Raw genomic sequence first — 20,668 nt, 5'->3', positions numbered from 1 at the left:
TATTCGCGATCAGCCGTCCTGCCAGCGCTGCTGGAGCGCCGTCGCCGACATCAGGTCGAAGGAGAGGTCGGAGATCTGCCAGTAGCGCGTGCTGTCCTGCTGGAAGGCCCAGAGATGGTCGTAGATCTTCTTGAAGGCCGGGTTGGCGGCTGACATCTCGGCGTAGAGATCCTTGGTGTGTTTGTAGCTTTGCCTGAGGATGTCGTTGGGAAGCGGGCGCAGCTGCGCGCCGCCGGCGATCAGCCGCTTCAGGGCCGGGGGGTTGAGCGCGTCGTATTTCGCCTGCATGTCGTGGCCGGAGGCCATCGCGCAGGTCTTGAGCACCCGCTGATAGGTCGGGGGCAGGCTGTTCCACTTCTCCAGATTGATGAAGAAGCTGAGTTCCGCGCAGCCATCCCAGAAGCCGGGATAGTAGTAATAGGGCGCGACGCGGGCGAAGCCGAGCTTCTCGTCGTCATAGGGACCGACGAACTCGACGGCGTCGAGCACGCCGCGTTCCAGCGCCGGATAGATGTCGCCGGCGCCGAGCTGCTGCGGCACCACGCCCATCTTCTGCAGGACGTTGCCACCCAGCCCGCCGATGCGCATCTTGAGGCCCTGGAGATCGGCCACCGACTTGATCTCCTTGCGGAACCAGCCGCCCATCTGCGCGCCGGTGTTGCCCGCCGGCAGGTTGTAGATGTTGAACTTGGCGTAGAACTCGTTGAGCAGTTCGAGCCCGCCGGCATGGAACAGCCAGGCCTGCATCTGGCGGCTGTTGGGGCCCCAGGGAATGACTGTGCCGAAGGCGAAGGCGGTGTCCTTGCCGATGTAGAAATAGGAGCCGGAATGGCCCATCTCGACCGTGCCGTTGGTCACGGCATCGGCCACCTGGAGAGCGGGCACGATCTCGCCCGCCGCGAAGACCTGGATCTTGAACTTGCCGTCGGTGACGGCCGAGACGGCTTCCGACAGATGCGTGCAGGCGCCATAGAGCGTCTCCAGCGACTTGGGATAGCTCGACGCCAGTCGCCAGGTCACGGTGGGCGTGCTCTGAGCGATCGCCGGAGACGCGATTCCGGCCGCGGCGCCGAGGCCGGCGCCCTTCAAGAACAATCTGCGCTTCATGGGTGTCGTTTCCTGCCGGTGGTTTCTTATGGCGCCGTCTCTGGCGTGACGGCAGCTTGGCATGGTGTGGGCGCCGGCGACAACGAGCGCGCGCGCATGACCGCCCGGCGGCGCAGGGGCCTGCGGCTCAGGCGCCCGCTCGGGCTTCCATCAGCTTGACCATGACCGTCAGCAGGCGGTTGGCGGGCGTCGGGACGCCCAGACGCTCGCCGGTGCGCACGACATAGCCGTTGAGATGGTCGATCTCGGTGCGCTTGCCGCGGGCGAGGTCCTGCGCCGTCGAGGAGGATTGCGCCGGCATGGCCGGGGCGAGCGCCAGGACGGTGTCGAGGATCTCGGGGCCGATGGTGATGCCGGCGGCCTGCGCCACCGCGCGGCATTCGGCGACGATGTCGACCATGCTGTCGCGCACGCCCTCGACCGCGATCATCCGGCCATAGGGCAGTTGCGGAATGGCGGAGAGGGCGTTGTAGGCGCAGTTGACGACGAGCTTGGTCCAGAGCGCGCCGATGACGTTCTCCGAGACCTCGGTGGGGATGCCGGCCTGGCCGAAGCTCGCGGCGACGGCGGCGCTGGTCGCGCCGGGGCCGATGACGAGTTCGCCGCGCCCGTGATGGCGGACATGGCCGGGGCCGGGCATCTCGACGGCGACATAGACCGCGGCCGGGATCACCGGGCGGCCGAGGACGTCCTGCAGGCGCGGCGCATTGTCGACGCCGTTCTGGAGGCTGAGGATCGTGGCGTTGGCTGCGAGGTGGGGCGCGATGGCGCGGCCGGCCTCTTGCGTGTCGCCCGACTTCACGCAGAACAGCACGACCTCGGCGCCGGCGACGCCGGAGGGCTCGGTCGTGGCCGTGACCGGCAGCGTCTCCGTCGTCCCCCTGGCTTCGAAGACGAGGCCGTGCCGCGCGATCGCCTGGACATGCGGGGGCCGCGCGATCAGCGTCACGCCATGGCCGGCGCGCGCCAGCATCGCCCCGTAATAGCAGCCGACGCCGCCGGCTCCCATGATCGCGATGGTCATCGGTTGGCTCCCTGCCTGGGCCAGAGATGGTCGCTGCCGAGTTCTGTGGGCTCGGCGCAGCCGAGATGGATCATCGTGTTGAGCAAATCCGACCGCAGGATCTCGATGATCGCCTTGGGGCCATCGGACAGCCCGAGCGCGGCAACCGCAAACAGGAACGGCCGACCGAGCAGGACGAAATCGGCGCCGCAGGCGAGGCTGCGCGCGATGTCGTCGCCGGTGCGCACGCCGCTGTCGAGGATCAGGGCTAGCCGGTCGCCGCAGGCCTCGCGGATGCGCGGCATCACCTCGATCGAGGACGGCGCGGAATCGAGCTGGCGCCCGCCATGGTTGGAGACGACGACGCCATCGGCGCCAATGCGCTCGGCCATCAGCGCATCCTGCGGGTTGAGGATGCCCTTGATGACGAGATGATGCGGCCAGGCCTTGCGGATCGCCTCGATGCGAGCCCAGTCGAGGCCGGGGCAGGAGAGCTGGCGGGCGACGAATTCGGCATGGGCGAGGCCGCTCAGCGACCCCTTGTTCTCGATGAAGTTCGCCATGCCTGGCCGTTCGCCGCGCGCGGCCCGCCAGAGCCAGCCGGGATGGCGCGCGACGTCCAGAATGGTGGCGAGCGAGGGTTTGAGGGGGATGGCGAGTCCGTTGGTCAGGTCGCGCACGCGCCGCGCGGGCACGGGGATGTCGATGGTGACGACGAGTGTCGTCACGCCGGCCGCGAGCGCCCGCTGCATCAGCCCGGCGGCGATGATCTCGTCGGCGCCCGGGTAGAGCTGGAACCAGAGATTGTCCTGGGCGATGCCGGCGATGGTCTCGATCGAGGTCGTGGCGGCGGTCGAGAGCACGTAAGGGATGTTCTGCGCCTTGGCCGCCGCGGCGAGCGCGCGGTCTGTCCCGGGGCAGACGAGATCGGCGAACCCCATCGGCGCGACGCCGAAGGGGGCGGCATAGCGGCGGCCGAACAGCGTGACCTGCGTGTGCGCGGCGGCGCAGTCGCGCAGGGCCTGCGGCATCAGGGCGATCTCGCTGAAGCGCGCCCGGTTGCGGGTGACCGCCTGTTCGGCGCCAGCGCCGCCCTCGATGAAGTCGTAGACCGCGCGGGGCAGGCGCTTGCGGGCGCGCGCCGCCATCTGGGCCGTGCTGAAGATGCGGGCTGCCGCCACGATGCGCTCCTCCCGGAGATGTCTCGCCGGCGGCTCTGCGGCCACCTCGCGCACCCTCCCTACAGGCTGCGCCGGGCTCGCAGAAGCGTCACGGCCGCGATAGGGTTCGTCGGGGAAAGCAGGACGGCGGCTTCAGACCGGCTTGCGCTCGACGAAGACGCAGCCGTCGAAGCTGAAGACCTCTTCGCCGTTCTGGTTCACACCGGTGTTGTGGTGGAAGAACAGGCCCCATTGCGGGCGCGAGGTGCTGGCGCGCTTGTCGGTGACCTCGGAATGATAGGTGATGCGGTCTCCGGCGAAGACCGGCCTCGTCCAGCGCAGGTTCTTGAAGCCGGGCGACGGGCCGAGCCGCGGCGCGCGACCTGGCCCGAAGGCGGCGAGTTGGCGGCGGCGATGGGTGACCATGGTCGCCATCCAGACGGAGGCCGTATGCCAGCCTGAAGCCGCGAGCCGGCCGAAGGAGGAGGCTGCCGCCGCCGCCTCGTCCATGTGGAAGGGCTGCGGATCGAAGGCGCGCGCGAAGGCGATGATCTCGTCGGCCGTGAAGACGGTGCTGCCGAGCTCGAAGCGGTCGCCGATCGCGATGTCCTCGAAGAAGCGCGCGGCCGGCGTCGGCTCGGCCGGCGGCTCGATCGGGGCGGGCGAGGGGGGCGGGACGTAGAGCGGCGGATGGGCGAGCCAGTCGCCCGCCGGCTGCAGGGCGGCGACGCCGCGGCGGCCGAACATGATCCAGTTGGCCTGCTCCAGCACCGCCTCATCGCGCTGGTTCAGCAGCTCGAGCTTGAAGCGCACGAGGCCCATCTCCGGGCGCGAGCGCGAGGGCTTGATCTCGGTGACGGTGCGGCGGCCGTGCAGCACGTCGCCCGGCTGGACCGGGCGCAGCCATTTCACCTCCTCGATGCCGGGCGCGCCCATCCCTGAGGAGTTGAGCAGGAAGCTCTGCGCCATCAGCCGCATCAGCAGCGAGCAGCTGTGCCAGCCCGAGGCGATCAGCGTGCCGACGAAGCTCCCCTTCGCCTTCTGCGGATCGACGTGGAAATCCTGCGCGTCGAAGCGCGAGGCGAAGGCGACGATGTCTCCTTCCGAGACGGCGAGGCTGCCGGTCGGCACCGTCTCGCCGAGGATGAAGTCCTCGAAATACAACATCGCCGCCAGCGCCCGCTCAGTTGGCGAAGCGGAAATGCAGCACGTCGCCGTCGGCGACGACATACTCCTTGCCTTCGAGGCGGAACTTCCCGGCCTCGCGCGCGCCGCTCTCGCCCTTGTTGGCGATGTAGTCGTCATAGGCGATCGTCTCGGCGCGGATGTAGCCCTTCTCGAAGTCGCTGTGGATCACGCCGGCGGCGGCGGGGCCCTTGGTGCCCTTCTCGATCGTCCAGGCGCGCGCCTCCTTCGGCCCGACCGTGAAATAGGTCACGAGGTGGAGGAGCGCGTAGCCGGCGCGGATGACGCGGTTCAGGCCCGGCTCCTCCAGGCCGACGGCCTCGAGATAGTCCTTCTGGTCGGCGGCCGGCAGCACCGCGATCTCGCTCTCGATCTTGGCGGAGACGACGACGGCGACCGCGTTCTCTTCCGCAGCCCGGGCTTTGACCAATTCGGAGAAGGCATTGCCCTTGTCGGCGCTCGCCTCCTCGACATTGCAGACATAGAGGACGGGCTTGGAGGAGAGGAGGCCGAGCGTCTCGAAGGTCTTGCGCTCGTCGGCGGCGACCTGGACAAGGCGGGCGGGCTTGCCCTCGCGCAGCAGCACGAGGCAGCGGTTCATCAGCTCGGCGAGTTCCTTGGCGTCCTTGTCGCCGGTCTTGGCCTTCTTCTCCAACGGCAGGACGCGCTTCTCGAGGCTTTCGAGATCGGCCAGCATCAGCTCGGTCTCGATGATCTCGATGTCGTTGATCGGCGCGACCTTGCCCTCGACATGGGTGATGTCGCCATCCTCGAAGCAGCGCACGACATGGGCGATGGCGTCGCACTCGCGGATGTTGGCGAGGAACTGGTTGCCGAGGCCTTCGCCCTTCGAGGCTCCCCGGACGAGGCCGGCGATGTCGACGAAGGTCAGCCGCGTCGGGATGATCTCCTTGGAGCCCGCAATGGCGGCGAGCTTCTCCAGCCGGGGATCAGGCACCGCGACGTCGCCGACATTGGGCTCGATCGTGCAGAACGGATAGTTGGCCGCCTGGGCGGCCGCCGTCTGCGTCAGCGCGTTGAAGAGGGTCGACTTGCCGACATTCGGCAGGCCGACGATACCGCATTTGAAACCCATGGTGGTCTTTCAGTCTCGGAGCATGAAATCGCCGGGGAGGGCGATGAACGGATTGACGATGATGATGCCGTTTACGACGTGACCATGCCGCATGTCTTCACTGAGGAAGTGGGAACACCCCAAATTCTGCGCAGCGGCCAGTAGCACGCAATCGAACCATTGATAGCCTGCTGCCTCGCGGATCTGCCAGGCGTCCGTCAGTGTCTCGTAATCGATCGGCGTGTCGCCCCAAATTCTCAGGCCTTCGGCGTCGGCTCTCACAGTTTCCACATCGAGATGCGGAAGCTTACGAAGCGCGACGTGACAGAATTCGTTGATGACCTGCAGGTTGATCACCGGCGGCTTCGTCTCGATCAGCGCGTTCAGCCAGATTTTCGCGCGCTCCTGCTTCTGCTTCGCACCCGGATCCCGGCTGTAGATCAGCACGTTCGTGTCGAGAAAGAAGGTGCTCGTCATACAATTCGGTCCGGGAAGGGAGTTTGCCGTTTTCGTCCGAAAACGGAAGAGGAGGCCCGGCAAGGAATCTGTCGAGCGCTTCGCGCTGGCTGATCGTTCGGCCAACGCGCCGTTCGAGGAGTTCGGTCACGAATTTCGACATGCTCTTGCCTTCCCGCGCCGCTGCCACGCGCAGGCGCGATAGCGTCTCGTCAGGAAGTGTCACCGTCAAATTCTTCATCTCATACCAACCTCGCTGCGGCTCAACATCGTGTTTCCGTGTTTTCGTGTCAACGATCCGCGCTGTGGTCGGTCACGCGAACGTGCGTGGCTGCTTGATCCCGGCCGGCGCAAAAACAGGCGGCGACAGTCTTCGTCCAGCGGATATCACCATGCGCGTTTTCACCACCGCCTGCCTCATCCTCGGCCTCACCGTCGCCGCTTCCGCCCAGTCGCCGACGACGCGCATTCGCGGCGAGGTCGAGACCGCCGAGGGCAACACGCTGACGATCAAGACCGTCGATGGCGCTGCGGCGAAGGTCGCTCTGGCGCCGGGCTATTCGGTCGGCGCCGTGGTCAAGGCGACGACGGCCGACATCAAGAAGGGCGGCTTCGTCGGCGTCGGCGCGCGCCCGCAACCCGATGGCTCGCTGCTGGCCGTCCAGGTCTTCATCTTCCCCGAGGCGATGCGCGGCACGGGCGAGGGGCACCGTCCCTGGGGCGTGCTGCCGGATACGACCATGACCAACGCCACCGTCGCTGAGACCGTCTCGCGCGTGGATGGCGCCGGCATCGTGCTGAGCTATCCGGGCGGCGAGCAGAGAGTGACCATTCCGGCCGATGCCAACATCATCATGGCCGCGCCGGCCGACGTCTCGGAGTTGAAGGCGGGCGCACAGGTGGCGATGACGGCGACGAAGCAGGCCGATGGCAGCTTCAGCGCCAGCCGCGTGACGCTCGCCAAGCCCGGCGCGCAACTGCCCTACTGAGCGGCTTCAGTCGCCGGACCTCTCGCCGAGGCGCTTCACCGCGCCGTGACCGCGCGCCTCCATGAAGAGGTGCACCTTGTTCTGAAAGCCGGCGTCGTCGTGCTTCGCCAGCAACTCGGCGTTGTCGGCGCAGGCGGTGCAGAGATCCTCGACCCAGTGACCCTCCGCCTTGCCGAAATCATTCAGCACATAGGCGTGCACGAGTTCCTTCAGCCCCGGATGGCCGATGCCCATGCGGACCCGGCGGTACTCGTTGCCGATCGCCGCCGTGGTCGAGCGCAGGCCGTTATGGCCGGCATTGCCGCCACCGAGCTTCACGCGCAGCTTGGCGGGGGCGAGGTCGAGTTCGTCATGGAAGACGATGACGTCGGCGGGCGCGACCTTGAAGAAGCGCGCCGCCTCGCCGATCGCGCGGCCGGATTCGTTCATGTAGGTCTGGGGCTTGAGCAGGACGACCTTCTCGGTCCCGATCGTCGCCTCGCAGGCTTCCGCCTGGAAGCGGCCACGCCAGGGCGAGGCGCGATGCGTACGCGCGATCGCCTCGAGCGCCATGAAGCCGATATTGTGCCGGTTGCCGGCATAGCGCGTGCCGGGATTTCCGAGCCCTGCGAAGATCAGCATGACGATCGTCGTCCCTCACGGCAAAACGGCCGGGAAGCCCCGGCCGTTCGCATGGTCGTTCGTGGCGAGATGCCGACTGGGAAGCCGGATCAGGCCTTCTTGGCTTCGGCGGCCGGAGCTTCGGCGTCGCCAGCCTCCTCCGCCATCGGCGGAACGATGGTGACGATGGTGGCGTCCGAGCCGACCGAGAGCTTGGCGCCCTTCGGAAGCTTGATCACGCTCGCCTCGAGGGCGTCGCCGATCTGGAGACCGGCCACCGAGACCTCGAAGGCCTCCGGGATGAGCTCCGGCTCGACGGTGATCTCGAGCGAGTGCTCGACGATCTGAACCAGGCCGCCGCTCTTCACGCCGGGGCTCGCCTCCTGGCCGACGACATGGATCGGAACCTCGACCGTCACCGTCTGGCCCGCGGCGACGCGCAGGAAGTCGACATGGATCGGGAAGTCCTTGACCGGGTCGAGCTGGTAGTCGCGCGGGATCACGCGCTGCGTCTTGCCGTCGACGCTGATGTCGAACAGCGTGGTCAGGAAATGGCCACCATAGATCAGGAGGCGGGTCTTGTTGGCGTCGAGCGCGATGGCTTCGGGAGCGGCGCCCCCGCCATAGATGACGGCGGGTGTCTGGCCTTGACGACGAACTGCACGGGCGGCCCCCTTGCCGACCTGTGCGCGCGCCGAAGCCTGGATTTGCTTCACGGCGGTCATGGTTTTGAATCCTTGCTTGAAAAGACAAGGCCGCCAGCAGGCGGCCTCTTTGCGGTTCGGCGCCCGTGCCTCCAAGGGTGTCAGTCGGGCGCTGGCAGGCTCATAAGCGAAAAGAACCGCGATCTCAAGTCCGCGATGCGTCAGGCTGCGGAGGCGGTGACGCCCCGAAGCGGGCGTGCCGCCCTGTCCGGCTTGGCGCCGAAGCGCTGCAGGAGCTCGCCGACGATGCCGGCCGGCAGGGCCTGGGCATAGAGGAAGCCCTGGCCGAGCCGGCAGCCCATGGACTGGAGCCATTCGGCCTGGGCCTGCGTCTCGATGCCTTCGGTGATGATCCGCATGCCGAGCCGGTGGGCGATGCCGACCATCGCCTCGACGATGACGCTGCTCTTCGTGCTGGTCTGGGCGGCGGCGATGAAGGAACGGTCGATCTTGATGATGTCGACGGGGAAATCGAGCAGATGTGTGAGGGAGGCGAAGCCCGTGCCGAAATCATCGAGCGCCACGCAGATGCCGCGCTCGCGCAGCGCCGCGATCGTGCGGGCGACGCCGTCCTTGCTCCGGCCCATGAAGACCTGCTCGGTGATCTCGACCACCAGGTGCCGGGGCGACACGCCGGTGCGCTCCATGGCCCGGACGATGCGCTGGACGAGATCGCCCTTCTGGAAGTCGGCGGAGGTCACGTTCATGCCGACATGCTGGAACGGGATGCCGGCGCTCTGCCAGGCGGCCATGTCGGCCGCCACGGCGTTCAGCATCTGCCCGGTGATGCGGTGGGCCACCTTGGGGTCGGCCATCGCCTCTTGGAATTCGACGGCGGAGGCGACGCGCCCATCCGGCATGCGCATGCGGGCGAGCGCCTCCAGACCGACGATCTCGTCGGTGTCGATCCGCAGGACCGGCTGGTAATAGGGAATGATCCGGCCCTCGGTCAGGGCGACATCGACGTCGCGCTTGATCTGGAGGCGCCGCGTCATCGAGGTTCGCAGACCGTCCTTGAAGCGGACATAGCCGCCGCGACGGGTCTCCTTGGCGTGATAGAGTGCAAAATCGGCATTCTGACGCAGGGTGACGCCCTCCTCGCCATCCTCGCCCGCCAGGGCGGCGCCGATGGTGACGCTCGGCATGATGCCGTGTCCGTCGTGATCGAGCGGGGTGGCCATCGCGGCGAGGATGGCACAGGCGGTGGCCCGCATCTGCGCGGCCGTCGTTCCTCGCGGCAGGATCACGGCGAACTCGTCGCCGCCGATGCGATAGGCCACGGCCTCGCCCGCCACGGACTGGATCCGGAGGCCCACCGTCGCGATGAGCGCGTCGCCCGCGGCATGGCCCATCGTGTCGTTGACCACCTTCAGGTGATCGATGTCGATCAGCATCAGGCCGAAATCGAGCGGCGTCGCGGCGGTCAGGCGCGTGATCGCCTCGTTGAAGCTCGCCCGGTTCGGGAGCGCCGTCAGCGTGTCGTAATAGGCCAGCCGATGATTGCGGGAGCGAACCTCCTCGTGCTCGATCGCGATCGCGCAGAGATGGACGCAGGTCTCGACGATCTGGCGCTCGAGTTCATCGGGGCCGCGCGGCCGGTCATAGTAGAAGGCGAAGCTGCCGACGACGCGGCCATCGCGGGCCTTGATGGGGCTGGACCAGCAGGCCCGCAGGCCGAGCGGCAGCACGAGATCCTCAAAACCCCGCCAGAGCGGGTCGTTCGCGATGTCGGTGACGCAGACGGGCTCGCCGCGGTGGATCGCGGTGCCGCAGGAGCCGACGCGCGGGCCGACCGCGACACCCGTGATGGCGGCCGCGTAGGACGCCGGGAGAGAGGGCGTGGCCAGCGAGACGAGGCGCCGCTCCTCGTCGAGCGTCAGGACGGAGCAGATGACGCCCGGTGCGATCGCTTCGGCACGCAGGCACAGGCGTTCCATGATGGTGCAGAGCGCCTCACCGCGGGCGATGGACACCAGGATCTCGTTCTGCAGCGCTTGCAGACGTTCTGACGAACGGTCTTCGTGCATTGCCGGCCCCATGTAACGATGGGGCAACGATCGCACCTTGCCATGAAGTCGGCGTTGCGGCGTTGGCTCAAATTGTCCGCACCCCGCCACGAACGTGCAAAAAAGGGCCCCGTCGCGTGGCCCTGGGGCCCGAACATCAGGCGGGGGCGAGCCCCAGCCGCTCGTCGCGGCGGCGCAGCAGATGCATCAGCGGCAGGGCGAGCACGATCATCCAGGCCTTGCCGATGATCTGGCCGCTGAGGAAATCGAGGCTGCCGAAAGCGAGCTGCAGGAAGACGATCGAGTCGACCACGAGCCCGACCAGGCCGGACGCGATCACGGCCGTGACGAAGCGGCGCTTCTGCAGCGGCGTGTAGACGGCGAAATCGGCGAGTTCGGAGAGCAGGAAAGCGGCCACCGAGGCGACGACGATCGCCGGCGGGGCGACGAAGCCGGAGATCGCCGCGCCGACCGCGATGGCGCCGAGGCCGGCGGCCGTGCCCAGACGGCGCTGGACGAGGTCGCGCAGCACGAGGGCGAGGCCGATCATCAGCACGCCGCTGGGGGCCTTGATGCCGGGCCAGACCGGGACGAGGCAGGGGCCGTTGGGCACGCAGACGGTGCCGGCATTGCCGATCAGCCAGTTCGCGGCGGGAATGGTCAGGGCGAAGAGGACGAGGGCGACGAGCCCTTCGATCCGGCGCTGACGGTCAAGAGTCATGGGAAGGTCCGCTGTCGTCGGGAGCAATCAGATAGGCGGCGTAGCCTTTGGCCCGCAGCTCGCAGGCGGGGCAGCCGCCGCAGCCATAGCCCCAGGGGTGCCGGGTCGAACGGTCGCCGAGATAGCAGCTATGGCTCTGCTCGACCACCAGATCGAGCAGGGCCTCGCCGCCGAGCGCACGCGCCAGCGCGAAGGTCTGCGCCTTGTCGCGCCACATCAGCGGTGTGTGCAGCACGAGCCTTCGGTCGAGCCCGAGGCCGAGCGCGACCTGCATTGCCTTGATCGTGTCGTCGCGGCAGTCGGGATAGCCGGAATAGTCGGTCTCGCAGACGCCGAGCACGATGTGCTTGGCGCCCCGGCGATAGGCCAGCGCCGCCGCGAAGGTCAGGAAGATCAGGTTGCGGCCCGGCACGAAGGTGGTCGGCAGCCCCGTCTCGGCGAAGGCGATTTCCGTGTCGCGGGTCAGCGCCGTCTCGGAGATCGCGCCGAGCGCGGCGAGATCGACCATGTGGTCGGCGCCGAGACGCTGCGCATAGCGCGGCGAGAGTGCGGGCAGGGCTCTCCGGATCGTCTCGCGGCAGTCGAGCTCGACGCGGTGGCGCTGGCCGTAGTCGAAGCCGACGGTCTCGACCGCGTCGAAGCGCTCGAGCGCCCAGGCGAGGGCGACGGTGGAGTCCTGCCCGCCCGAGAACAGGACGAGGGCGCGGGAGGTCATGACGCGCGGCGCCCCGGCATCAGTCGAACAGGCTGGAGACGCTGGTTTCCTGCGCCGTGCGCTCGATCGCCTCGCCCATCAGCTGGGCGATCGAGAGGACGCGGATGTTGCGCGCCACCTTCACCGCCTCGGTCGGCATGATCGAATCGGTGATCACCAGCTCCTTCAGCTTCGAATTGGCGATGCGCGCCACCGCGCCGCCCGAGAGCACGCCATGGGTGATGTAGGCGTAGACCTCGCGGGCGCCCTGTTCGAGCAGCGCCTCGGCCGCATTCACGAGCGTGCCGCCGGAATCGACGATGTCGTCGAGCAGGATGCAGGAGCGGCCCTCGACCGAGCCGATGATGTTCATGACTTCGGATTCGCCCGGCCTGTCGCGGCGCTTGTCGACGATGGCGAGCGGCGCGTCGATGCGCTTGGCCAGCGCACGGGCGCGCACGACGCCGCCGACGTCCGGCGAGACGACCATGGCGTTCTTGTAGTCGAGCCGCTCCTTGATGTCGCGCGACATCAGGGGGGCGCCGAACAGGTTGTCGGTCGGGATGTCGAAGAAGCCCTGGATCTGCCCGGCATGGAGATCGAGCGTCAGCACGCGGTCGACGCCGGCATGGGTGATCAGGTTGGCGACGAGCTTGGCCGAGATCGGCGTGCGGCCCGAGGCGCGCCGGTCCTGCCGGGCATAGCCGAAATACGGGATCACCGCCGTGATGCGGCGCGCCGAGGAGCGGCGCAGCGCGTCCGTGATGATCAGCAGCTCCATCAGGTGGTCGTTGGTCGGGAAGGAGGTGGACTGGATGATGAAGACGTCCTGTCCGCGCACATTCTCCTGGATCTCGACGAAGACCTCCATGTCGGCGAAGCGACGCACCGACGCCTTGGCCAGGGGGATGCCGAGATGGGTGCAGATGGCTTCCGCAAGCGGCCGGTTGGAATTGCCGGCGACGACTTTGAAAGAAGAGGGCATGCCGTGGCGCACCATTGGAACGGGGCTGGATGGCCGGCGCACGGCCGGCCCTGATGGCAGCGCTCTTAACAGCGGTGTGACGGTGAGTCGACCGCTGCACTGCGAAAGACACACGGAAAGCAGCGCCCTCGATCCTTGCAGGCGTGGCAGACTCCGGGGCGGCCGCAGCATCGCGAATGGAACCGTGGCGCATCCTCGCGGTTTGCTGAGGTGCATGAGGCTTCAACTGTGCGATGCTGACGGTTCCGGATTGCGGGAGTTCCAAACGTGGCGATGTCGTTCAGACCTGTGACCGCGTTCCTCCCCGTTTTGCGATGGCCTGCGAGGGGCGGGCGATGAGCTATCCACGACGCGCTGTTCTGGCAGGCTTGGCGGGCGTCGCTGCGACGACAGGATTCCTGCGCCAGGGTCAGGCACAGGCGCCGACTCCACGCGAGGTTCTCGTCACGCCGCGCATCTATTTTGTCCGCTCCGATGGCAATGATGACAATCATGGGCTCTTCAATGCGGCGAATGCGGCTTTCCGAACGGTCGCAAAGGCACTGGCGACAGCTGCGAAGCTCGACCAGGCCGGATTCCGGGTGACAATCTCGATTGGAGGGCCGACCTATCCGGTCACCTGGACCGAGACGATCGAGATCGTTCATGATCTCACCGGCAAGCTTTCCATCGTCGGTGCGACCGGCGATGCTGCGGATGTGATCCTCGCGCCGTCCGGCCGCGAATGCATTCTGGGGTCGTTCTACAACATCGTCAGCCTGTCGTGGCTGACGCTTCGGCCATCGCCGGGGCGGCACGCGCTGGTCGCCGTTCACGGCGCGCGCCTCTTCGGCTCCGACGTGGTCTTCGAAGGTCATCCGCACCCGGGCGAATCGGCGCATGTCTATGCGACGCGTGACGGCTATGTGGAACTGAGCGGCGCCATGGTGGTGCGAGGGCGCAGCGGATACTGGTTGAATGCCTCGCACAACGGCCAGATTCGCCTGAACGCCGCGACGGTCGACTTCCTGGCGGATGCGTCCTTCAAGACTATCGCTTATGCGCTGGCCAAATCCGAGATCGTGATCACCGATGGCTCGACCATGTCAGGTATCGTGCAGGGGCGCCGCTATCTGGCCGATGGGGGCTGGATTCAATGGATGGGCGGTAACGAGGCCTCGTTTCCCGGCTCCATTCCCGGCACGGTCAGGAATGGCGGCGTTTACAAGACGCACAGCGACGATTGAACAGAGGTGCCGGAGCGACTTCGCTTGCCCGCTAGAGCTTTTTGCCAGCCGGCGCCGAAGCGGTCCTGGCTGCCGTGGTGGCCTTGAGGTTATTGGCCTGCGCGTCCGCCGCCTTGGCCTTGTCGGCCGGCAGAACGGCCCCGACGGCGGGCGTCGTCACCAGGAAGCTCGCGATCGCATCCATCGATTCGGCCGCGGCCTTGGCGACGACGGTCTGGTCGATGCCCGACCAGGGATCGGACCCGCCGCCCCGGCGGCCGAGGCTCTCGCCCTGGACCCGCTGCGCGCGCTTCTTGCTCTCGTCATAGACGTCCCAGACGAAGGCGAGCGCGGTCTGCCCGTCCTCGGTCGGCTGGGCGGTGAGATAGCCGCGGACGCGGAAGCGGGCCGGCTTGTCGCCGGGCACGATCTCCATGCGACGCTCGGCGGCGGCCTCGCCGAGCAGGCCGGCGAAGCGGGTCGTCACCGAATCGGGCGCGCCGGAAATGCTCTGGACCGAGACCGGAACGCCCGGTGCGTCCACCCGGGGGCGCGCGGCGGTGGTGGTTTCCTGGCAGCCCGCGAGCGCGAGCGCGGCGGCCGCCCCGAGGACCGGGCCGCTGAAACGAATGATCATGACGCCTCCCGCTTGTCTTTGGTCGCTTACGGGTTGGAGTGTTTTGTAGTCCCTGTGCGGCCTTTCTAGGCCGATGTGCCGCGCAGGTCCAGACAGGCCGTTCGCGGCGGCCGGCCCGTGGCGCTCCGTCCGATTGCGGGAGGCCTCGTCCTCCCCCATATAGCGGTGAAGCCGGCCCCGACGGGCCTTTGTCCGGAGAGCCCCCATGGTCACGACCAGCAGCCGTATCCTCGACGACATCGCCCGCCTCGCCACCGACGCCGCCGGTGCCGCGCAGGGCATGCGTCGCGAGGTCGAGACCGTCGTGAAGACTCAGATCGAGCGCCTGCTGCGGGACCTCGACGTGGTGACCCGCGAGGAGTTCGAGGCTGTGCGCGAGATGGCGGTGCTCGCCCGTGAGGAGAACGACCGGCTCGCGGCCCGCCTCGCTGCGCTCGAGGCCGCGGCCCAGCCGGCGTCCGACGCCAAGGCCTGACCTCGCGTTCCGACGACAGATCCGGTCGCGAGCCCGGCCGGTCACGCGGCCCGCATCTGGTTGGGCGCCGCGCCGGCGGCGCCGGCATCCACAGCCATGTGCTGTGGACAGGCTGCCATGGGGATTGAGCCTCCCCCCGAATCCGCCGAGCGTCACATCGTGTTGGGAGTGTCATACGCCCTGCGCTAACGTCGATGGAGAAATTGATTCGTCAGTCCAGCCGCTTAGGCTGGGTTGGACGAAGCGTTGCACCCGGTCTCCCGCCGGCGCTGCGCCTGTGGGTTGCGTTCCTTCAGTTTTCCCGTCGCCGTGTTCCCGTTCTCGAACGCGCCGGACCGCGCCCTCCGCGGCGCCGGCAGTTGGACCCAAGGGCATGATGGATCTCGAACTGGACGGCGAACTCGATCGGCCCTCCAACCCCCTCGACCTGATCGAGCGGCTCGCCGCCCTCAACAACTGGAGCTTCGACCGCGACAGCGATGACGAGCTGTCGGTCGCGGTCACCGGCGGCTGGTCGGATTATCACGTCGCGATCACCTGGCTGGAGGAGGTCGAGGCGATCCATGTCGCCTGCGCCTTCGATCTGAAGGTGCCGGAGCGGCGGCGCGGCGAGGTGCTGCAACTGGTCAGCCTCGTCAACGAGCAGCTCTGGCTCGGCCATTTCGACCTGTGGAGCTCGGAAAACGTGGTGATGTACCGCCACGCCCTGCTGCTCTCGGGCGGGGCCGAGCCGACGGACGAGCAGGCGGCGGCGCTGATCAAGGCGGCGATCGACGCCTGCGAGCGCTATTTCCAGGCCTTCCAGTTCGTCGTCTGGGCCGGCAAGACGGCCCGCGAAGGGCTCGAAGGCTCGATGCTGGAAACCGTCGGAGAGGCGTGAGGGTCGCGGATCGTCCTGCCCGGGCTTGACCCGGTCCTCTCATGACTGGAAGGCTTTCTCGCAAGAGATTCTTGGGCCAAGCCCGAGAATGACGCCTTTCAAAGAGACGCCGCCATGTCCAGTTCCCTGCCGACCTCCCTCGTTCTTCTCGGCGCCGGCAAGATGGGCGGCGCGATGCTGGAGGGCTGGCTGCGGATCGGCATGAATCCGGCCGGCATCAGCCTGTTCGACCCCCACCCCTCCGACGAGCTGGTCGGCCTCGCCGCGGCGAAGGGCATGGCGATCAATCCCGATCCGGCCTCGCTGACCTCCGTCGAGGTGCTGGTGCTGGCGACCAAGCCGCAGATGCTCGACACGGCGGCCCCCGCCGTGCAGGCGCTGATCCGCCCCGAGACGCTGCTGATCTCGATCCTGGCCGGGAAGACGCTGTCGGATCTGTCGGCGCGGCTGCCCAACGCCACGGCGATGATCCGCGCCATGCCCAACCTGCCGGCCTCGGTCCAGCGCGGTGCCACGGGTGCGGCGGCGGGACGCGGCGTGACCGGCGCCCAGCGCGCGATGGCCGATGCCCTGCTGCGCAGCATCGGCACGGTGGAATGGCTCGAGGACGAGGGGCTGATCGACGCCGTCACGGCGGTGTCGGGTTCGGGGCCAGCCTATGTCTTCCATCTGGTCGAGTGCCTCGCCGCGGCCGGCAAGGCGGCCGGTCTGCCCGCCGACATCGCCGAGCGCCTGGCGCGGGCGACGATCGAGGGGGCGGGCGAACTGCTCCATCAGTCGCCGCTCTCGCCGGCGACCCTGCGCCAGAACGTGACCTCGCCCGCCGGCACGACGGCGGCCGGATTGTCCGTGCTGATGGGGCCGCTGGAGCCGCTGGTGGTTGAGACCGTGGCTGCCGCCAAACGTCGCGCCGGGGAGCTTTCGGGCTGATCGGCCTTTCATAGGCCGCGATCGCAGCCTAGCTTCTCCTCACAACCGTCGCGAAGGAGAACCGCCATGGCCCGCGCTCCGCTGCCCCCCACATCCGCTGCTGCTCCGGTCGAGCCGCCGGTCGATCCGCGCAAGCAGGCCGTCGAGGCGCTGATGCGCCTGGCCGCCACGCATCCCTGGGACGAGATCGAGCTCGGCGACATCGCGGCCGAGGCGGGGCTGCCGCTCGCCAAGCTGCGAGGCCTATTCCCGTCGAAGCTCGCCATGCTGGGCGGCCTGACCCGCCTCGTCGACGAGGCCGTGCTCGCCGACACCTCCGATGACCTCGCCGCCGAGCCGGTGCGCGAGCGCCTGTTCGACCTGGTGATGCGGCGGCTCGATGCGCTGGCGCCCTACAAGGCGGGGCTTCGCCGCATCGCCCCGGTGATCCGGCGCGACCCGCTGACCATGGCGGCGCTCAACCGCGGGGCGGTGAATTCCTGGCGCTACATGCTGGCCTCGGCCGGCATCCGCACCGAGGATGCGCTCGGTGCGGTGCGCGTGCAGGGCGCCGTGCTGCTGATGGCGCGGGTCAGCGAGGTCTGGCTGGAAGACGACGAGCCGGAGCTGTCGCGGACCATGGCGCGGCTCGACCGCGAGCTGAAGACGGCCGGTTCGATCATGGCCCGCGTCGAGGATGTGCACCGGCTGACGGCGCCGCTGCGCGGGCTGGCGCGGGCGCTGTGTTCGGGACGGCGGCCCGGCGCGCGGCGGCGCGAGCGCTCCGACGAGAGCCTGCGCCGCACGGGCGAGGATTTCGCCCCGGCGATCTGAGACAAGGTTAAGAAATCGGTCTCGGGCTCGCTGAACGTTAAGCGTGTATTAGCCATTCCTTGCGACTCTTGCGAATCTCGTTTCGCAGGGGTCATGCGCATGTCGCTGAAGAAGCTCGCCACCCTGTCGATCAGCCGCTCCTTCGCGCTGATCGCAGGACTCGCTCTGGTGATCGCAGTCGGGAGTGTCGGCTACACGCTGACCGAAGCCCGCAACGAAATGGTCGAGTTGAAGCGGCAGGAGGTGCAGAACGCTACCGACATCGCCCGCACCACGGTCGAATTCTATCGCGACAAGGCCAAGAAAGGCGAAATTCCGGCGGCTGAGGCACAGAAGCTTGCCATCGATGCCGTCGCTGGCGCGCGCTTCGACGACGGCAACTACTTCTTCGTCTACACCTTCGACGGCGTCACCGTCACGCATCCCCGCGCCGATATGGTCGGCAAGAACCTGATCGGTCTCAAGGATCCCGCTGGCAAGCCGATCGTCCAGGAACTGCTCTCGATCGCCAAGGCCGGCGGCAAGGGCGGCTATCTCGATTATCTCTGGGTCAAGCCTGGCGACAAGGAGCCCACCCGCAAGATCGCCTATGTCAGCGGCATCGCCGACTGGAACTGGGCTGTCGGCACCGGCCTTCACGTCCACGACGTCGATGCGAAGTTCCTCGGCCTGATGGGCGACGTCGCCAAGGTGCTGGTGCCGCTGGGCCTGCTCATGTTCGGCCTCGTCATCGTCCTCAGCCGCCGCGCCAACGGCATGCTGACCTCGCTGTCGGGCACGATGAACGCGCTCGCCGCGGGCAATCTCCAGACCGCCATCGCCCATCAGGACCGGCCCGACGAGATCGGCTCGATGGCGCGGGCGCTCGTGATCTTCCGCGACGCCGCCGTGGCGAAGGACGCCATGGAGGCCGACAAGGTGCGCGTCGAGCAGGAGGCCGCCGCCCATCGCGATGCGGCCGATGGCCAGCGCCGGCGCAGCGAGGCCGAGCGGGCCGAGCTTTCGCGGACGCAGGAGGGCGTCGTCGCGGCGCTCGGCGCCGGCCTGGAGCATCTCGCCGAGGGCGACCTGACCTATCGCATCAACGAGAACTTCGGCTCCGACTACGCCAAGCTGCGCGACGACTTCAACGCCGCGATCGGCAAGCTGCAGGAGACGATGCGGCAGATCGCGACCAACACCGAGAGCATGAAGGCCGGCTCGATCGAGATCAGCCAGGCGGCGGACGATCTCGCCGGGCGCACCGAGCAGCAGGCGGCCTCCGTCGAGGAGACGGCGACGGCGCTCGACGAACTGACCGCGACCGTGCGGCAGACGGCCGAGAGCGCGCGCCAGGCCAACCAGGCGACGACGCAGGTCAAGGCCGAGGCCGAACAGTCGACCGCGATCGTGCGCGATGCCGTGGTGGCGATGGGCGGCATCGAGAAATCCGCCGAGGAGATCTCGCAGATCGTCGGCGTGATCGACGAGATCGCCTTCCAGACCAATCTGCTGGCGCTGAACGCCAGCGTCGAGGCCGCGCGCGCCGGTGACGCCGGCAAGGGCTTCGCGGTCGTCGCCTCCGAGGTGCGGGCGCTCGCCCAGCGCTCGGCGGAAGCCGCCAAGGAGATCAAGGAGCTGATCGCCGCCTCCAACAGCGAGGTCGAGAAGGGTGTCAGCCTGGTTGGCCAGACCGGCAGCGCGCTGCAGCGCATGGCGCAGGAGATCACCCGTGCCACGGGCCTCGTCTCCGAGATCGCCAGCGCGGCGCAGGAGCAGGCCTCGGGCCTGCAGGAGGTCAACACCGCGGTCGGCGAGATGGACCAGTCGACCCAGCAGAACGCCGCCATGGCCGAGCAGTCGACGGCCGCCGCGCATTCGCTCTCGCAGGAGGCCGACCGCCTGGCCGCGCTGGTCGCGCGCTTCCAGCTCGGCGGCGATGTCGCGGGACTGAAGGCGATGGCCCGCACGATGCAGGCGGCGGCCGCGCCCGCATCGCGCAAGGCCGCGCCCCCGGTCGCCCGGCCCGTCGCCCGGCCCGTCGCTGCCGCGGCCGGCGGCGGCGCCCCGGCGCGCAAGGCCGAGATGAGCGCGCATGACAAGGGGTGGGCCGAGTTTTGAGCGGCCCCTCCGACACCGCCGCTCCGGCCGCGACGATCGGCTTCGACGACTTCCTGAAGGTCGACATCCGTGTCGGCACGATCGTCGAGGCTGCTCCCTATCCGGAGGCGCGCAAGCCCGCGATCAAGCTGGTGATCGATTTCGGCGGCACGATCGGCCTGAAGAAGTCCTCGGCGCAGATCACCAAGCACTACACCTGCGAGGACCTGCCGGGCCGGCAGGTTCTGGCGGTGGTCAACTTCCCGCCGCGCCAGATCGGCAAGTTCATGTCGGAGGTGCTGACGCTCGGCGTGCCCGACGAGCAGGGCGAGGTCGTGCTGATCGGGCCGGGGCACGAGGTGCCGAAGGGCGGGCGGTTGTTTTAGGCTGCCACTGCCGGGTCAGGGTGGCTGTCGGCAGGTCAGCTTTCGGCGTGTTGCGGAACTTGACTAGACCCGGCCCTCTTTCCTATCCGCACCGTTGCTTTCGCGGGACTTGCCTTGTTGCAGACCAGATGGTCTCGTTGTGGGCATGCTTATCGAAACTCATGTAGACCTGAGCGGCACGCTCACGTTCGCCGTCGACCGGGCCGAGGACGGAACGATCTCGATCGGCTTCGTCGGATTCCCTTGGCATGTTCACCCATGCCTGCTTGTGAGCGCATTCGGTCCTACAGACGAAGCGGCAACGGAGGGTTTCAAGAACGCCGTCCTCGGCAACAGGCTGGTTATCGCCATCGTGCGGAAAGGCCAGGAGATTGCCGACGTTTTTATAACCGGAGATCCGGACACAGAAGCCGACGGCTTGTCGGACGATGAAGAACTAGAACTGCGTTATTGGAACGGCAGGCGCTGGTCGAGCGGCGATCCCGCACTGCCATTCGGATAGTCGGCTTCCTACCCGTTGGTACATTTGCTCAAGCTGAGGGAATATTGCGCTGTTGGCCGATCCCATCCGGCGCTGT

The 20,668-nt window shown here is 67.9% G+C and carries 22 protein-coding genes and 1 pseudogene; 9 read left to right on the top strand and 14 right to left on the bottom strand.

Annotation, left to right across the window (positions count from 1 at the left end; all coding sequences use genetic code 11):
- Window positions 1-9: 9 nt before the first annotated feature.
- The 7 genes and pseudogenes from BSY19_RS22360 to BSY19_RS28540 all read right to left on the bottom strand — a co-directional run.
- Complete coding sequence (locus BSY19_RS22360; RefSeq protein WP_069056084.1) at window positions 10-1,107, bottom strand: TRAP transporter substrate-binding protein; 1,098 nt, start codon at window positions 1,105-1,107, stop codon at window positions 10-12.
- 127 nt (window positions 1,108-1,234) lie between these two features.
- The gene (locus BSY19_RS22355) at window positions 1,235-2,131 is read right to left on the bottom strand and encodes a ketopantoate reductase family protein (protein WP_069056083.1); all 897 of its coding nucleotides are present in this window, start codon (window positions 2,129-2,131) and stop codon (window positions 1,235-1,237) included.
- Entirely contained in the window at window positions 2,128-3,291 is a 1,164-nt protein-coding gene (locus BSY19_RS22350) for an alpha-hydroxy acid oxidase (protein ID WP_150129698.1), read from the bottom strand. The genes BSY19_RS22355 and BSY19_RS22350 overlap by 4 nt, the downstream gene beginning before the upstream one ends.
- Window positions 3,292-3,423: 132 nt before the next feature.
- Window positions 3,424-4,437: a MaoC family dehydratase gene (locus tag BSY19_RS22345; RefSeq protein WP_069056082.1), complete on the bottom strand. Its 1,014-nt coding sequence runs from the start codon at window positions 4,435-4,437 to the stop codon at window positions 3,424-3,426.
- A gap of 16 nt (window positions 4,438-4,453) precedes the next feature.
- Complete coding sequence (gene ychF / locus BSY19_RS22340; protein WP_069056081.1) at window positions 4,454-5,551, bottom strand: redox-regulated ATPase YchF; 1,098 nt, start codon at window positions 5,549-5,551, stop codon at window positions 4,454-4,456.
- Window positions 5,552-5,560: 9 nt separating this feature from the next.
- Window positions 5,561-6,007, bottom strand: a complete 447-nt coding sequence (locus tag BSY19_RS22335; protein WP_069056080.1) for a PIN domain-containing protein — start codon at window positions 6,005-6,007, stop codon at window positions 5,561-5,563.
- 109 nt (window positions 6,008-6,116) lie between these two features.
- Window positions 6,117-6,227: pseudogene (locus BSY19_RS28540) on the bottom strand (FitA-like ribbon-helix-helix domain-containing protein); the annotation flags it as partial.
- A gap of 151 nt (window positions 6,228-6,378) precedes the next feature.
- Here BSY19_RS28540 and BSY19_RS22330 point away from each other — a divergent pair.
- Entirely contained in the window at window positions 6,379-6,975 is a 597-nt protein-coding gene (locus tag BSY19_RS22330) for a single stranded DNA-binding domain-containing protein (RefSeq protein ID WP_069056079.1), read from the top strand.
- Between the two features lie 6 nt (window positions 6,976-6,981).
- On the opposite strand, the gene pth is transcribed toward BSY19_RS22330, so the two are convergent.
- The 6 genes from pth to BSY19_RS22300 form a co-directional block, all read right to left on the bottom strand.
- Entirely contained in the window at window positions 6,982-7,596 is a 615-nt protein-coding gene (pth, locus tag BSY19_RS22325; protein WP_069056078.1) for an aminoacyl-tRNA hydrolase, read from the bottom strand.
- An 89-nt stretch (window positions 7,597-7,685) separates the two neighbouring features.
- Window positions 7,686-8,300, bottom strand: coding sequence for a 50S ribosomal protein L25/general stress protein Ctc (locus tag BSY19_RS22320; RefSeq protein WP_069056077.1), 615 nt, complete (start codon window positions 8,298-8,300; stop codon window positions 7,686-7,688).
- 140 nt (window positions 8,301-8,440) lie between these two features.
- A complete protein-coding gene (locus tag BSY19_RS22315) occupies window positions 8,441-10,252 on the bottom strand; it encodes a putative bifunctional diguanylate cyclase/phosphodiesterase (RefSeq protein WP_236840427.1) in 1,812 nt (603 codons plus the stop codon).
- Between the two features lie 190 nt (window positions 10,253-10,442).
- On the bottom strand, window positions 10,443-11,006 hold the full coding sequence (locus tag BSY19_RS22310; RefSeq protein WP_069056075.1) for a VUT family protein: 564 nt from the start codon (window positions 11,004-11,006) through the stop codon (window positions 10,443-10,445).
- Window positions 10,996-11,721, bottom strand: a complete 726-nt coding sequence (gene queC / locus BSY19_RS22305) for a 7-cyano-7-deazaguanine synthase QueC (RefSeq protein ID WP_069056074.1) — start codon at window positions 11,719-11,721, stop codon at window positions 10,996-10,998. Before queC ends, BSY19_RS22310 begins: the two co-directional genes overlap by 11 nt.
- Before the next feature lie 19 nt (window positions 11,722-11,740).
- Window positions 11,741-12,685, bottom strand: coding sequence for a ribose-phosphate pyrophosphokinase (locus tag BSY19_RS22300; RefSeq protein WP_069057309.1), 945 nt, complete (start codon window positions 12,683-12,685; stop codon window positions 11,741-11,743).
- Window positions 12,686-13,020: 335 nt separating this feature from the next.
- Here BSY19_RS22300 and BSY19_RS22295 point away from each other — a divergent pair, with 335 nt between their 5' ends.
- The gene (locus tag BSY19_RS22295; RefSeq protein ID WP_150129697.1) at window positions 13,021-13,911 is read left to right on the top strand and encodes a hypothetical protein; all 891 of its coding nucleotides are present in this window, start codon (window positions 13,021-13,023) and stop codon (window positions 13,909-13,911) included.
- Between the two features lie 31 nt (window positions 13,912-13,942).
- Here BSY19_RS22295 and BSY19_RS22290 read toward each other — a convergent pair whose 3' ends face one another.
- Window positions 13,943-14,527 (bottom strand): hypothetical protein, encoded by a 585-nt coding sequence (locus BSY19_RS22290; RefSeq protein ID WP_069056072.1) that lies wholly within the window; start codon window positions 14,525-14,527, stop codon window positions 13,943-13,945.
- Between the two features lie 205 nt (window positions 14,528-14,732).
- Here BSY19_RS22290 and BSY19_RS22285 point away from each other — a divergent pair, with 205 nt between their 5' ends.
- The 7 genes from BSY19_RS22285 (at window position 14,733) to BSY19_RS22255 (ending at window position 20,592) form a co-directional block, all read left to right on the top strand.
- Window positions 14,733-15,002 (top strand): accessory factor UbiK family protein, encoded by a 270-nt coding sequence (locus BSY19_RS22285; RefSeq protein WP_069056071.1) that lies wholly within the window; start codon window positions 14,733-14,735, stop codon window positions 15,000-15,002.
- Window positions 15,003-15,375: 373 nt separating this feature from the next.
- On the top strand, window positions 15,376-15,882 hold the full coding sequence (locus tag BSY19_RS22280) for a type III secretion system chaperone family protein (RefSeq protein WP_069056070.1): 507 nt from the start codon (window positions 15,376-15,378) through the stop codon (window positions 15,880-15,882).
- Window positions 15,883-15,996: 114 nt separating this feature from the next.
- The gene (gene proC / locus BSY19_RS22275) at window positions 15,997-16,812 is read left to right on the top strand and encodes a pyrroline-5-carboxylate reductase (RefSeq protein ID WP_069056069.1); all 816 of its coding nucleotides are present in this window, start codon (window positions 15,997-15,999) and stop codon (window positions 16,810-16,812) included.
- 66 nt (window positions 16,813-16,878) lie between these two features.
- Window positions 16,879-17,625, top strand: coding sequence for a TetR family transcriptional regulator (locus BSY19_RS22270; protein WP_069056068.1), 747 nt, complete (start codon window positions 16,879-16,881; stop codon window positions 17,623-17,625).
- Between the two features lie 99 nt (window positions 17,626-17,724).
- Entirely contained in the window at window positions 17,725-19,725 is a 2,001-nt protein-coding gene (locus BSY19_RS22265; protein WP_171905190.1) for a methyl-accepting chemotaxis protein, read from the top strand.
- On the top strand, window positions 19,722-20,090 hold the full coding sequence (locus tag BSY19_RS22260) for a tRNA-binding protein (protein WP_069056066.1): 369 nt from the start codon (window positions 19,722-19,724) through the stop codon (window positions 20,088-20,090). The genes BSY19_RS22265 and BSY19_RS22260 overlap by 4 nt, the downstream gene beginning before the upstream one ends.
- Before the next feature lie 145 nt (window positions 20,091-20,235).
- Window positions 20,236-20,592 (top strand): hypothetical protein, encoded by a 357-nt coding sequence (locus BSY19_RS22255; RefSeq protein WP_069056065.1) that lies wholly within the window; start codon window positions 20,236-20,238, stop codon window positions 20,590-20,592.
- Window positions 20,593-20,668 lie beyond the last annotated feature (76 nt).

The sequence above is a fragment of the Bosea sp. RAC05 genome, from assembly GCF_001713455.1.
In the GTDB taxonomy this organism is placed as follows: domain Bacteria; phylum Pseudomonadota; class Alphaproteobacteria; order Rhizobiales; family Beijerinckiaceae; genus Allobosea.
The sequence above is the reverse complement of the archived record's forward strand: the minus strand, read 5'-3'. Positions and strand labels throughout refer to the sequence as shown.